This window comes from Sphingomonas faeni (assembly GCF_024273235.1).
Taxonomy (GTDB): Bacteria; Pseudomonadota; Alphaproteobacteria; order Sphingomonadales; family Sphingomonadaceae; genus Sphingomonas; species Sphingomonas faeni_A.
Genome location: NZ_JANBVH010000003.1, coordinates 87,600 through 100,822, shown reverse-complemented (window position 1 = coordinate 100,822; position 13,223 = coordinate 87,600). Strand labels below are relative to the sequence as shown.

Genomic DNA, 13,223 nt, shown 5'->3' with positions numbered 1-13,223 from the left:
TACCCTGCTTTAAGCGCCATGCCAACGGGCGCCAGGACGGGCTGACATTCGGCGTTTTGCGATCGCCGCGAGTCCTGAAATCATGCCGTCACCCCGGACGTGTTCCGGGGTCCACCGTTCCGCAAGCCGAATCACCGATGTTGCGGCACGGTGGATGCCGGAACCAGTCCGGCATGACGGAAAAGAGCGGAGGTGGCGGTTAAAACTGAAAGCGGAGCAGCGCTATTTCGCCAGGCCGAGCTGTTGCAGCATGAAGGCCTGCCATTCGGAATTTTGGCGATAGCGCTCGAAGCGCCCCGACTTGCCGCCATGCCCGGCCTCCATGTTGACGCGGAACAGCAGCGGGTTCTTGTCGGTCTTCAGTTCGCGCAGTTTGGCGACCCACTTGGTTGGCTCATAATATTGCACTTGGCTGTCCCATAGCCCGGTGCCGACATACAGCGCCGGATAGGCCTTCGCCTTGACGTTGTCGTACGGCGAATAGCTCAGCATGTAATCGTACGACGCCTTCTGCGCGGGGTTGCCCCATTCGTCATATTCGAACGTCGTCAGCGGGATCGACGCGTCGAGCATCGTCGTGACGACATCGACGAACGGCACCTGCGCGATGATCAGCTTGTAGTCCGCCGGCGCCATGTTCGCGACGCCGCCCATCAGCAATCCGCCCGCGCTGCCGCCCATCGCCGCGACGCGGTCCTTGGCGGCATATCTCTGCGCGACGAGATAGCGGGTGACGTCGATGAAGTCCGTGAAGCTGTTCTTCTTGTTGAGCAGGTGGCCGTCGTCATACCAGCCGCGGCCCATCTCCTGCCCGCCGCGGATATGCGCAATCGCGTAGACGACGCCGCGATCGAGCAAGCCGATGCGACCCGGATCGACTGCCGGGTCGCTCGATATGCCGTAGCTGCCATAGGCGTATTGGAAGAGCGGCGCGGCGCCATCGCGCCTGGTGCCCTTTGCGTAGACCAGCGACACGGGGATCCGCGTGCCGTCGCGCGCGGGCGCCCAGACTCGTTCGGTAACGTATTTCGCGGGATCATAGCCCGGCACCGGCGCGACCTTCAGCACGCGGCGTTCGCGGGTCTTCGCATTGACCTCGTAGGTGGTCGTCGGCGTGACCAGCGAGCCATAGGTGTAGCGCACCCAGGGTGTCGCCGTCTCCTCGTTGACGTCGAGCGACATGCGATAGGCGGGTTCGTCGGCGGTCACCGCGGTCGACTTGCCGGCGTCGTCCAGCACGCGGATCATGCGGTTGCCGCCTTCGCGCTGGTCGATCGCGACGAAGCCGTCGAACGGCTTGAAGCCCTCGATGAAAACGGTATCGCTGGCCGGCGTCAGGTCGCGCCACGCCGCCGTGCCCTTGGCGAGATCGGCGTCGGCGACGGTGACGAGCTTGTAGTTCTTGGCGTCCTTGTTGGTGCGGATGATCCAGCGGTTGCCGATATGGTCCGCGCCATAGCGGAACTCGCGCGCCCGCGGTGCGACGATGGTGAAGCTGGTCGGCGCGGCGGCGGGAGCGCAGCGTTGCTCGTCGCTGACCGTGCTGCCGACGCCGATGCAGATAAACCTGTCGTCGGACGTGCGCGAGACCTCCATCGAATAGGTGTCGTCCTTTTCCTCGTAGAGCAGCCGATTGCTGGCGACGGGCGTGCCGAGGACATGCGCCTTCACGCGGTAGCCACGCAGCGTGACCGGGTCCTTCTCGACGTACAGCAACGTCTTGTTATCGTCCGCCCAGACGACGTTCGGCTCGATGTTCGAGAGCGTGTCGGCGATCGTCGCGCCGGTCATGAGGTCCTTCACCTTGAGCACATATTGGCGACGGCCGACGGTGTCTTCGGCCCAGGCGACGCGGGCGTTGTCGGGGCTTACCGCCCAGTCGCTGAGCGCGAAGAAGCTGTGGCCCTTCGCCATCGCCGGCTCGTCGAACAGCGTTTCGGCGGGCGCGGTGCGGGTTCCCTTGCGGCGTTCGAGGATCGGATAATCGGCGCCGGTCTGGAACCGAGAGCCGTAATAATAGCCGTTCTTCGCGTAGGGAACCGAGCTGTCGTCCTGCTTGATGTGCGAGACGGTCTCTTCGTAGAGCTTGGCCTGGAGCGGCTTCAGAGCGGCGAGTTGCGCATCGGCATAGGCGTTCTCCGCGGCGAGATAGGCGAGCATCTCCAGGTTCTTCCGCGTGTCGTCGCGCAGCCAGTAATAATCGTCCTCGCGCGCGCCGTTCGGTGAGGTCACCTGGAACGGCTTCTTCGCGACGCGGGGCGGCTGGACCTGCGCGACGGCCGCCGTCGAGACCAGCGCTACGCCGGCCAGCATCATGTACCGTATCGTCATTGTGCCGTTCCCTGTGTTGCTGCCGTTGCGACTGCCGGCTTCCGATATCGATCGAACCAGGCGATGATCGCCGACGCCTTTGCCGCCGACTGCGACGGGCGTGAGGCGATACCGCCGTGGCTCGCGCCCGGCACCTTCACCAGCGCGGTCGGCACGCCGCGGATCTGGAGCGCGGCGTAATATTGCTCGGACTCGCTCACCGGCGTCCGGTAGTCGTCGCCCCCGACCACCACCAGCGTCGGCGTCTTGACGTTGCCGACGATGCTCAGCGGCGAGCGGTTCCAATAGCTCATCGGATCCTCCCATGGCAGCTTGGTGAACCAATAGCGTGAGGTGAACAGTGTGTTGTCCATCGTCAGCGCCTCGCTGATCCAGTTGATCACCGGCTTCTGCGTCGCGGCGGCCTTGAACCGGTCGGTCTTGCCGACGATCCACGCGGTCAGCAGCCCCCCGCCCGAGCCGCCGGTCACGAACAGATTGTCGGGATCGGCGGTGCCGTCCGCGATCGCCGCATCGACCGAGGCGATCAGGTCGTCATAATCCGCCGCGGGATAGGTCTTGTCGATCAGGTTGGCGAACTCGGCACCGTAGGAGGTCGAGCCGCGCGGGTTGGTCCAGAGGACTGCATAGCCGGCCGCGGCGTAAAGCTGCATGTCGGTCGCGAAACCTGGGCCATAGGCAGCGTTCGGCCCGCCGTGGATCTCGATGATCAACGGCACGCGCTGACCCGCGACACGGCCCGGCGGGGTGGCGAGCCAAGCGTCGATCGGCCGACCATCGGGCGCTGTCACGGCGATCTTCCGCACCGACGCCAAAGTCTTCGATCCGGTCAGCACCGCGTTGAGCGTCGTCAGACGGCGAGGCTTCCCGCCCGCCAGCACCCAGACGTCGGCGGGGGCGCTCGCATCGCCGCCGGTATAGGCGATCGTGCCGCCCTTCGAGACCGAGAACTCGCCGCCGGTATAGGGCCGGTCGAGCCCGCCGCCCGCCACGTTGTCGACCAGCGGCGTGACGCGGCCGTCGACACCAACGCGGGCGACGCGACGCTGGCCGTGATCGTCATAGCTCGCATACAGGCTGCGGCCGTCGGCGGACCACACCGCGTCCTCGATTCCGCGGTCGAGCGTGGCGGTGAGCGAACGCGGCGAGGCGGCGTCGCGGTCGCCGACGTAGAGCTGCGTATTCTCGTAGCTGCGGCGCTTGTCGTCGAAGCCGAGCCACGCGATCTTCGAGCCATCCGGCGATACGCGGGGCTGGGCGTCGGGGCCGTCGCGCGTCGTCAGCGTCCGCATCGCACCGCTCGCCGTATCGACCGCGATCACGTCGGAGTTCATCACCTGGCGGTCGGCGGCGGGCCCGCGGATCGCGGCGAAGACGATGCTGCGGCCATCGGGCGTCCACGACAGCGGACCGCCATCGTCGAACTTGCCGTATGTGAGCTGCCGCGCCGCGCCCCCGTCCGCGCCGACCACGAAGAGATGGTCGTAGCCCGGCTTCACATAGCCCGGCCCGTCGTTGCGATAGTTGACGCGGTCGATGATCGTCAGCGGCTCGGCCCATTTCGCGCCCTCGGGCTTGGGTGGCTGCGTGCCGAGCTTGGTCCCCTCGCCTGCTACCGTGGCGATATAGGCGAGCTTCGTCCCGTCCGGCGACCAGGCGAGCGCCTGCGGATCGCCGGGGAAACTCGTTACGCGCGCGCTCTGCGCACCGCCGATCCAGCGGACGAACAGCTGCGATCCCTCACCGTCGCGTGCTGCGTAGGCGATGCGCGCACCGTCGGGCGACCAGCGCGGGCTGCTGCCGTCAGCGGCGAACGGCGTCTGGCGTCCGCTCGCGACATCGATCAGCCAGAGCGACGACTGCATCCTGTCGGTCATCACGTCGCCGGTGCGGCGGACATAGACGATCGTCTTGCCGTCCGGACTGATCTGCGGATCGGCGGCGATCGTCAGGCCGAACAGGTCGCTGCCGGTGAAGCTCCGCGTCGGGCCCTCCGGTATCGGTGCTGCGGGCTGTTGCTGGGCAAAGGCCGGCGTCGCCGCGAGCAGGAGTAGAGCTAGGGTCAAGCGCAACGGGCGGCTCCTTCGAATGAACCGCGTCACGATGACACATTATTACGTGGAGACAAGCGGTACGAACGTCACCGGCAAACCGTCCTTCGGGCGCGGGATCGGGAAGACCTGCCACGCATCGCCGCTGCCCGCCGCCGCCTCGATCCGGTAGCGCTTGAGCAGATGCGCGATCAGCAGCCGCATCTGCATCGTCGCGAAGTGCAGCCCGATGCACATGTGCGCGCCGCCGCCGAACGGCACCCAGGCGAACCGGTGACGGCCTTTCGACGCTTCGGGCGTGAAGCGGAGCGGATCGAACCGCTCGGGATCGGGCCAATATTCGGCCATGTGATGCGTATAGGTGATGCCGACCCCGACGCTGGTCCCGGCCGGAATGTCATACCCGCCGAAACTGAACGCCTTCAGGGCGCGGCGCGGGATCGACGGGACCGGCGGCATCATCCGCAGCGATTCCTTGAACGCATATTCGGTGAGGACGAGGCGATCGAGCTGTTCGGTCAGCGGCACGGCCGGGTCGAGAGCGGCGACTTCCTCGCGCAACCGCTCCTGCCACTCGGGGTTGCGCGCGAGCAGCATGACCAGGCTGGTCGCGGACGAGGTGATCGTGTCGTGCGCCGCCATCATCAGGAAGTTCATGTGGTCGGCGATCGCCAGCGCGGTCAGCGGCGCGCCGTCGTCATCGGTCGCTCGGCAGAATTGCGAGAAAAAATCCTGACCGTCGCCGATGCGCCGCGCGGGGATTTCGCGCTCGAAGAAGTCGACCAGATAGGCGCGCGCCTTCACGCCCTTGCGCATCTGCGTGCCGGGCAACGGGCGGCGGATCGGCGCGACGCTAGCCTGCACCTCGTCGACGAACGCCTGATTGATCCGGTCCGCTTCCGCGCCCAGCGGCACGCCGAGAAAGCTGGTCGCCGCGAGATCGAGCGTGAGTGTCTTGACCGCGTCGTAGAAGCGCAGCGTCTGGCCGCTCCAGCGTCCGACCGCGGCCTCGATCCCGGCGTCGAGTTCGGTCGCATAATGCCGCATCGGCTCGGGCTTGAACGCCACCGACAGCGCTTTGCGGTCGGCGCGATGCTTGTCGAAATCCATCAGCATCAGGCCGCGAGGAAACAGCAGGTTGAGGACGGGGCCCCACCCCTGCTCGGACGAGAAGATCTTGTCGCGGTCGAACAGGATCAGCTCGTTCGCGTCCGGGCCGAGCAGCATCAGCCCGGTTCCGCCGAGCGCGGTGTTGCGATAGACCGGGCCGAACCGCGCCACCATGCCGCGCGAAAACCCGATCGGATCGGCGAGCATCTTGAAGGTGTTGCCGAACAGCGGAAGACCGTCGTCGCCGGGAATATGATCGAGCGCGCCCTTGGGCTGGCGTGGCAACCAATGCGGGCTGGCGTTCTGCAACAGCGCTTCAGTCATCGTCGGATCCCTGTGCGACATGCCGGCTTGGCAAGCTGCGAATACGAGCATAACTAATGTTCTGCAACCGGGGCGCGGATCCCGGGGCTTTGACAGGAGAGATGCATGGACCTCGCAAACAGTGCTGCCGTGGTGACCGGCGGCGCGTCGGGATTGGGCGCGGCGACCGCGCGGGCGCTGGCTGCCAAGGGCGCGAAGGTGGCGATCTTCGACCTCCAGGTGGACAAGGGCGAAGCGCTGGCGGCGGAGATCGGCGGGGTGTTCTGCAAGGTCGACGTGACGTCGGACGACAGCGTCGATGCGGGGTTCGCGGCGGCACGCGCGGCGCATGGCCAGGAGCGGATCCTGGTCAATTGCGCGGGCACGGGGAATGCCGCGAAGACCGCGGGGCGATCGAAGCAGGACGGCTCGATCAAGCATTTCCCGCTCGATGCGTTCGATCGGATCATCCAGATCAACCTCGTTGGCACGTTCCGGTGTCTCGCCAAATCGGCGGCGGGGATGCTGACGTTGGAACCGGGTGAAGACGGCGAGCGCGGCGCGATCGTCAATACGGCGAGCGCAGCGGCGGAGGACGGCCAGATGGGGCAAGCGGCGTATTCTGCCTCGAAGGCCGGCGTGGTCGGCATGACGCTGCCGATCGCGCGCGATTTGATGAGCGAGGGGATCCGGGTGAACACGATCCTGCCGGGGATCTTCGACACGCCGTTGCTGGCTGCGGCGCCGCAGCCGGTGCGCGACGCGCTGGCGGCTTCGGTGCCGTTTCCCAAGCGCTTGGGGCGGCCGGAGGAGTTTGCGGCGCTCGCGCTGACGATGATCGAGTGCGGGTATTTCAACGGGGAAGATGTTCGACTGGATGGCGCGATCCGGATGGCGGCCCGTTGAGCTGACGACCAACGTTTTAAGACGGATCGACATTCAGGTGATCGCCCTCGGAGGGATGCAATGAGCCTTTCTCCCCTCCCTGGAAGGGAGGGGTCGGGGGTGGGTCGGTTTCCGTATTAACGAACGCCGGCGGCCCAAACGAACCGACCCACCCCCAGCCCCTCCCTTCCAGGGAGGGGAGAGAAATCAGTCGCTAACGCCTCGAATGTTGAGGCGTCCAACTACCACCACCCTGGCGAAGGCCGGGGTGGTCGTGGCTTGAGGGGTAAATTCCCCCTAAGCCGCCCGCGCCAAGTGCCGCCCCTTGATAATATCTGCCGCCTTCTCCGCGATCATGATCGTCGGGGCGTTGGTGTTCGAGCCGATCAGCGTTGGCATCACCGACGCGTCCACCACCCGCAACCCTTGCAAGCCCCGCACCGCTAGCGACGCGTCGACCACCGCAAGCGCGTCGTCAGCCGTGCCCATCTTGCACGTGCCCACCGGGTGATAGATCGTCTCGGCGGTCCGCCGTACCCACGCGTCGATCTCGTCGTCCGTCCGCACGTCCTCGCCCGGCGACAATTCCCCTGCCCGATACGGATCGAGCGCCGCCTGCCGCGCGACGTCGCGGCCGATGCCGACGCACGCCCGCATCACGCGGCGGTCCTCCGCCGTCGCGAGATAGTTCGCGACAATCACCGGATCGGCAAACGGATCGGCCGAGCGCAACCCGATCCGCCCGCGACTCTCCGGCCGCAACTGACACAGATGTAGCGTGAAGCCGTCCTCGGTAGCCTTCACCTTGCCGTGATCCTGCATGATCGCGAGCACCGCGTGGATCTGCACGTCGGGCCGCGACAGACCGTCGCGCGACGACACGAACGCGCCCGCCTCGAGGAACTGCTGCCGCCCCGCGCCCTTGCCGCGCAACAGGTAATTGAGCCCGACGCCGATCATCCCGACGCCCTTCGTCATCGCATAGCCGGTCCGCAGCCCGCGCGATTTCCAGTTCATCACCACGTCGAGATGATCCTGGAGGTTCTCGCCGACGCCGGGCAGCGCATGCACGACGCCCACCCCCGCCGCGGTCAGCCGGTCCGGATCGCCGATCCCCGATAGCTGGAGGATATGCGGCGACTGCACCGCACCCGCACACAGCAGCACTTCGCGCGCCGCCGTCACCGACTCCGCCCGTGCCCCCTTGTCGAGTACATAGTCGACGCCGGTTGCCCGCCGCTGGTCGATCCGGATCCGCGTCGTCCGCGCGCCGGTAATACATGTGAGGTTCCGCCGCGACAGGATCGGTCGCAGATACGCCGCCGCGGTGCTCCACCGCTTCCCGTCCGCGACGGTCAAGTCGTAGCGGCCAAAGCCCTCCTGGCTCGCGCCATTGAAATCCTCGGTGACGGGATACCCCGCCTGCCGCCCCGCCTCGACCAATGCGTCATAGAACGGGCTGTCGGACTCGCCGCCCGAGATCGTCAGCGGACCGCCGCCGCCATGCAAGGGGCCCTCACCGCGATGATGCCCTTCGAGCCGCTTGAAATACGGCAGCACGTCGTCGTACGACCAGCCCGGCAGCCCCATCTGGCGCCACTCGTCGTAATCCTGCGGATGCCCCCGCGTGTAGATCATGCCGTTGATCGACGAACTGCCGCCCAACCCCTTGCCGCGCGGCCACCACAAGCGGCGGTCGTCGAGATGGGGCTCGGGTTCGGTCCAGAAACCCCAGTTGCTCGGGTTCTTGCTCTTGATGAGTTCGCCGACGCCTGCGGGCATCCGCACCAGCACGCCGTCGTTGCGCCCGCCCGCCTCGAGCAGCAGCACGGACACGTCCGGATCCTCGGTCAGTCGCGCGGCGAGCACGCAGCCGGCCGAGCCCGCGCCGATAATTACGTAGTCATACGTCTGCATGCCCGCATCCTCCTCATAACGCTCCGCTTTTGTACGGAGTCGCCTAACCTCGATACGCTAGCGCTCGCACAGCAGCGTAAGCAACCCGTTGCGCAGTACGCCGCGATCCAGCCCCTCGACCGGATGCACCTCGCTCAAGCCCACCGCAAGCAGCGCATAGCCGCGGATCCCCGCCTCGACGGAATCGAACCCGTGCGCGGTCAGTTGCGCGACGAGGAACGCCATCACCTTGTCGTCATGCTCACGGATCGCCGCCGCCGCGCGCGCGTCGCTCTTTGCCCAGGCGCGCATCGCGAGCGCCAATTGCGACATGTCGTGATCGCGAACATGCTCGGCGAACGCGCGAATCCGCTCGACCGGCGCGAGGTCCGAGGCGGTCAGCGATGCCAGCAACGGATCGATCTGCGCCTCGGCAAAATACGACGCGAGCGCCGCGTGATAGCCATCGAAGTCCTTGAAATGATGATAGAAGCTGCCGGTCGACGCGCCCGCCGCCTGCGCCAGGCTGCGGAGTTTCAGCGCACGCAAGCCCCCGCTCTTGAGCAACGCCTGCCCGATCTCCAGCCAGTCGCGCGGCGCCAAATCCGCGCGGGGCTCGACCGCATTTTCAACCGATACCGTGCTTGACAAGCCACTCTCCATAACGAATGTTACGTCGGAACGAAGCCGGACGCAATCCGGCATCAGGCACCACGACCGCACCAGAGCGGCGGGTGCAACAGGAGAGAGATGTGGCCGAGGCTTTGATCATCGACGCCGTCCGTACCCCGCGCGGGATCGGCAAGACGGGCAAGGGCGCGCTCGCGCACATGCACCCGCAACACCTCGCCGCGGCCGTGCTGAAGGCGATCGCCGAGCGAAACAAGCTCGACACCGCCGACGTCGACGACATCATCTGGTCGACCTCGACTCAGCGTGGCGAGCAGAGCGGCGATCTCGGGCGGATGGCGGCGCTGGATGCGGGCTATGACGTCAAGGCGAGCGGGACGACGCTCGATCGGTTCTGCGGCGGCGGGATCACGGCGGTGAACTTCGCGGCGGCGCAGATCATGAGCGGGATGGAGGACCTCGTCATCGCCGGCGGGACAGAGATGATGTCGCTGACCACGACGATGATGCAGGACGACATGGCGGCGGGGAAGCGGCCGCTCGGGATCGGCTCGGGCAACGCTAGGCTCGATGCGGCGCATCCGCAATCGAACCAGGGCATCTGTGCCGACGCGATCGCCAGTATCGAGGGGATCGACCGAGAAACGCTCGAAGCGCTCGGGCTCGAAAGCCAGCGCCGGGCAGCAGTGGCGATCGCCGAGGGGCGGTTCGATCGCAGTCTCGTCCCCGTCACCGATGCCACAGGCGCATTGGTCCTCGAAAAGGACGAATATCCGCGCCCCGACACCACCGCCGAGGGCCTCGCCGCGCTTCGCCCCTCTTTCACCGGGATCGCCGACGTGCCGCTCGACGACAAGGGCACGACGTATCGCAAGCAGATCAACCGCCGCTATCCCGACGTCGATATCAAGCACGTCCATCACGCCGGTAATTCCTCCGGTGTGGTCGATGGCGCCGCGGCAGTGCTGCTCGCCAGCGCCGACTATGCCGCCAAGCACGGCCTCAAGCCCCGCGCGCGGATCGTCGCGATGGCGAACATGGGCGACGACCCGACGCTGATGCTCAACGCCCCCGTCCCCGCCGCGCGGAAGGTGCTGGCGAAGGCCGGGCTCACGGTCGACGACATCGACCTGTGGGAGATCAACGAGGCATTCGCGGTGGTCGCCGAGAAGTTCATCCGCGACCTGAAGCTCGACCGCGACAAGGTGAACGTCAACGGCGGCTCGATCGCGCTGGGCCATCCGATCGGCGCGACCGGCGCGATCCTGATCGGCACGATATTGGACGAACTCGAACGCCGCGGCCTGAAGCGCGGGCTCGTGACGATGTGCGCGGGCGGCGGGATGGCCCCGGCGATCATCATCGAGCGCGTCTGATGCATCCCGTCGCGCATGCGCTCACCACGCCCGACAAGCCCGCCTACATCATGGCGGCGACGGGCGAGACGGTGACGTATCGCGACCTGGATGCGCGCGCGAACCAGGGCGCGCACCTGCTCCGGTCGCTCGGGTTGAAGCGCGGCGACGGAATCGCGGTGCTGATGGACAATTCGCCGCGCTATCTTGAGGTGATGTGGGCGGCCGAGCGGACCGGCGTGTATTGCACGTGCCTGTCGTCGAAGCTGACCGCGGCAGAGGCGGCGTACATCATCCGCGACGGCGACTGTCGCGTGCTGATCGCGAGCAAGGGATGCGCAGACGTGGCGGCGGTGTTGGCATCGATGCTCGACGACGTGGCGCGCTACATGGTCGACGGCGCAATTGATGGTTACGAACCCTATGAAGCCGCGCGCAACGCGATGCCCTCCGACCTGATCGCCGATCCGTCTCCTGGCGGCATCCTGCTCTATTCCTCGGGCACCACCGGCAAGCCGAAGGGCGTCAAGCACGCGCTGTCGGAGGAGCCGTTCGGCACCAACGTCTCGCCGCTCGTGATGCTCGGCAAGGGACTGTACGGCTTCAGCCCCGAGATGGTCTATCTCTCGCCCGCGCCGCTCTATCACGCCGCGCCGCTGCGCTGGTCGATGGCGGTGCATCAGGTCGGCGGCACCGTCGTCGTGATGGAGCATTTCGACCCCGAAGCTGCGCTCGCCGCGATCGAACGGTTCCACGTAACGCACGCGCAATGGGTGCCGACGCACTTCATCCGCTTGCTGAAGCTCCCGCCGGAAATCCGCGCCCGCTACGACGTGTCGTCGCTGAAAGCGGTTTGGCACGCCGCCGCCCCCTGCCCGCTCCCGGTCAAGCAGGCGATGATCGACTGGTGGGGTCCGATCATCGGCGAATATTACGCCGGCACCGAAGGCAACGGGTTCTGCGCGATCTCCAGCGCGGAATGGCTGACGCACAAGGGCTCGGTCGGCCGCAACCTGACCGCGCAGACGATGATCTGCGACGAGGACGGCAACGCGCTGCCGCCACGCGCGGAAGGCGACGTCTACTTCGCGGGGGGCGGCGCGTTCGAATATCACAACGATCCCGCCAAGACCGCGGAAGCCGCCAACGCGCACGGCTGGACCACGCTCGGCGATGTCGGCTGGCTCGACGAGGAGGGCTATCTCTACCTCACCGACCGCAAGAGCTTCATGATCATCTCGGGCGGCGTGAACATCTATCCGGCCGAGATCGAGAACCTCCTCGTCACCCATCCGAAGGTCGCCGACGTCGCGGTGATCGGCGCGCCCGACGACGAGATGGGCGAACAGGTCGTCGCGATAATCTGCCCTGCCGATCCGTCCGAGGACCGCGCTAAACTCGCTGCCGAACTCAGCGCGTTCGCCCGTGCCAACCTCAGCCACGTCAAGGCGCCGCGCCGCATCGACTTCCGCGACACGCTGCCCCGGCACGAGACGGGGAAGCTCTACAAGCGCCTGCTCCGCGACGAATATTGGGCGCAAGCCAAGGAGTCCGCATGAACTTCGATTATTCTGACGACCAGAAATTCCTTAAGGACGAAGCGCGCAAATTCCTGGCGGCGCATTGCGGCAGCGACCGAGTCCGCGCGGTGCTCGACGACTCCGCCAAGGCTTATGACGCGGATCTCTGGAAAGCTGTGGCAGCCCAAGGCTGGCTCGGCGCAGCGATCCCCGAAGAGTTCGGTGGACTAGGCCTCGGCCATATCGAACTCTGCGCGATCGCCGAGGAACTAGGCCGCGCCTGCGCGCCGATCCCGTTCGCCTCGACCGTCTATTTCGTCGCCGAAGCGCTGATGCTGTACGGCAGTGACACCCAGAAAGTCCGATGGCTGCCGAGGATCGCGGCGGGCGACGTCATTGGCGCCCTCGCAACCTCCGAAGGCGCAGGCCCGGTCACCGCGCGCTCGATCCGAACCACCGTCTCCGGCGGCAAGCTCACCGGCGAGAAAATTCCCGTCACCGACGGCGACGTCGCCGACCTGATCGTCGTCCTCGCGCGCGACGGGCTCTACCTCGTCGAGAACGGCGTAGGCGTCACCGCGGACGTGCTCGAAACCCTCGACCCCACGCGCAGCGCCGCCCGCCTCACGTTCACTGACGCGCCTTGCGAAAGGCTTGGCACCGACGACGGCATCGCCGCGATGCAGGCCGTATTCGACCGCGCGGCCGTGCTCCTCGCGTTCGAGCAGCTTGGCGGCGCGGATCGCTGTCTCGACATGGCGAAGGGCTATGCGCTCGATCGCTACGCGTTCGGGCGGCAGATCGGCGGGTACCAGGCGATCAAGCACAAGCTCGCCGACATGTACGTGAAGAACGAACTCGCGCGCTCGAACGCCTATTACGGGGCGTGGGCGCTGAACGCGGGCGCTGCGGAATTACCGCTCGCCGCCGCCACCGCGCGCGTCGCCGCGTCCGACGCATACTGGTTCGCGTCGAAGGAGAACATCCAGACGCATGGCGGGATGGGCTTCACCTGGGAGTCCGACTGCCACCTCTATTACCGCCGCTCGCGCCAGCTCGCGCTCGTCGCGGGCGCCCCCGCGGTATGGCGCGAACGCCTCGTCGGCCAACTCGAAATGCGCAACGCCGCCTAGCTGGGCCGC

General features: G+C 66.7%; 9 protein-coding genes. 4 read left to right on the top strand and 5 right to left on the bottom strand.

Annotated elements, in window-relative coordinates; all coding sequences use genetic code 11:
- Positions 1-222: 222 nt before the first annotated feature.
- Genes NLI89_RS02285 through NLI89_RS02275 form a run of 3 tightly spaced genes read right to left on the bottom strand, consistent with a single transcriptional unit; the run spans position 223 to position 5,816 of the window.
- Positions 223-2,331: a S9 family peptidase gene (locus tag NLI89_RS02285; RefSeq protein ID WP_254685529.1), complete on the bottom strand. Its 2,109-nt coding sequence runs from the start codon at positions 2,329-2,331 to the stop codon at positions 223-225.
- The gene (locus NLI89_RS02280) at positions 2,328-4,403 is read right to left on the bottom strand and encodes an alpha/beta hydrolase family protein (protein ID WP_254685528.1); all 2,076 of its coding nucleotides are present in this window, start codon (positions 4,401-4,403) and stop codon (positions 2,328-2,330) included. Before NLI89_RS02280 ends, NLI89_RS02285 begins: the two co-directional genes overlap by 4 nt.
- A 42-nt stretch (positions 4,404-4,445) precedes the next feature.
- Positions 4,446-5,816, bottom strand: coding sequence for a cytochrome P450 (locus tag NLI89_RS02275; RefSeq protein WP_254685527.1), 1,371 nt, complete (start codon positions 5,814-5,816; stop codon positions 4,446-4,448).
- Between the two features lie 105 nt (positions 5,817-5,921).
- On the opposite strand from NLI89_RS02275, the gene NLI89_RS02270 reads away from it, so the two are divergent.
- The gene (locus NLI89_RS02270) at positions 5,922-6,701 is read left to right on the top strand and encodes an SDR family NAD(P)-dependent oxidoreductase (protein ID WP_254685526.1); all 780 of its coding nucleotides are present in this window, start codon (positions 5,922-5,924) and stop codon (positions 6,699-6,701) included.
- Between the two features lie 276 nt (positions 6,702-6,977).
- Here the strand turns inward: NLI89_RS02270 and NLI89_RS02265 are convergent, their stop codons facing one another.
- Together NLI89_RS02265 and NLI89_RS02260 are read right to left on the bottom strand one after the other, a co-directional pair.
- Positions 6,978-8,597 carry a choline dehydrogenase gene (locus tag NLI89_RS02265; protein WP_254685525.1) on the bottom strand — a complete coding sequence of 540 codons (1,620 nt, stop codon included), beginning with the start codon at positions 8,595-8,597 and terminating at the stop codon, positions 6,978-6,980.
- A 57-nt stretch (positions 8,598-8,654) separates the two neighbouring features.
- Complete coding sequence (locus NLI89_RS02260; RefSeq protein ID WP_254685524.1) at positions 8,655-9,227, bottom strand: TetR/AcrR family transcriptional regulator; 573 nt, start codon at positions 9,225-9,227, stop codon at positions 8,655-8,657.
- A 101-nt stretch (positions 9,228-9,328) separates the two neighbouring features.
- Here NLI89_RS02260 and NLI89_RS02255 point away from each other — a divergent pair, with 101 nt between their 5' ends.
- The 3 genes from NLI89_RS02255 to NLI89_RS02245 are packed head-to-tail and all read left to right on the top strand — an operon-like array spanning position 9,329 to position 13,214.
- Complete coding sequence (locus tag NLI89_RS02255) at positions 9,329-10,582, top strand: acetyl-CoA C-acetyltransferase (protein ID WP_254685523.1); 1,254 nt, start codon at positions 9,329-9,331, stop codon at positions 10,580-10,582.
- Complete coding sequence (locus tag NLI89_RS02250; RefSeq protein WP_254685522.1) at positions 10,582-12,120, top strand: acyl-CoA synthetase; 1,539 nt, start codon at positions 10,582-10,584, stop codon at positions 12,118-12,120. The genes NLI89_RS02255 and NLI89_RS02250 overlap by 1 nt, the downstream gene beginning before the upstream one ends.
- Positions 12,117-13,214 carry an acyl-CoA dehydrogenase family protein gene (locus tag NLI89_RS02245; RefSeq protein WP_254685521.1) on the top strand — a complete coding sequence of 366 codons (1,098 nt, stop codon included), beginning with the start codon at positions 12,117-12,119 and terminating at the stop codon, positions 13,212-13,214. The genes NLI89_RS02250 and NLI89_RS02245 overlap by 4 nt, the downstream gene beginning before the upstream one ends.
- Positions 13,215-13,223: the final 9 nt, after the last annotated feature.

Excerpts from the sequence above, each read along its gene's own strand:
- NLI89_RS02285 (WP_254685529.1), bottom strand. The coding sequence starts at position 2,331 with ATGACGATACGGTACATGATGCTGGCCGGCGTAGCGCTGGTCTCGACG.
- NLI89_RS02275 (WP_254685527.1), bottom strand. The coding sequence starts at position 5,816 with ATGACTGAAGCGCTGTTGCAGAACGCCAGCCCGCATTGGTTGCCACGC.
- NLI89_RS02270 (WP_254685526.1), top strand. The coding sequence starts at position 5,922 with ATGGACCTCGCAAACAGTGCTGCCGTGGTGACCGGCGGCGCGTCGGGA.
- NLI89_RS02265 (WP_254685525.1), bottom strand. The coding sequence starts at position 8,597 with ATGCAGACGTATGACTACGTAATTATCGGCGCGGGCTCGGCCGGCTGC.
- NLI89_RS02250 (WP_254685522.1), top strand. The coding sequence starts at position 10,582 with ATGCATCCCGTCGCGCATGCGCTCACCACGCCCGACAAGCCCGCCTAC.
- NLI89_RS02245 (WP_254685521.1), top strand. The coding sequence starts at position 12,117 with ATGAACTTCGATTATTCTGACGACCAGAAATTCCTTAAGGACGAAGCG.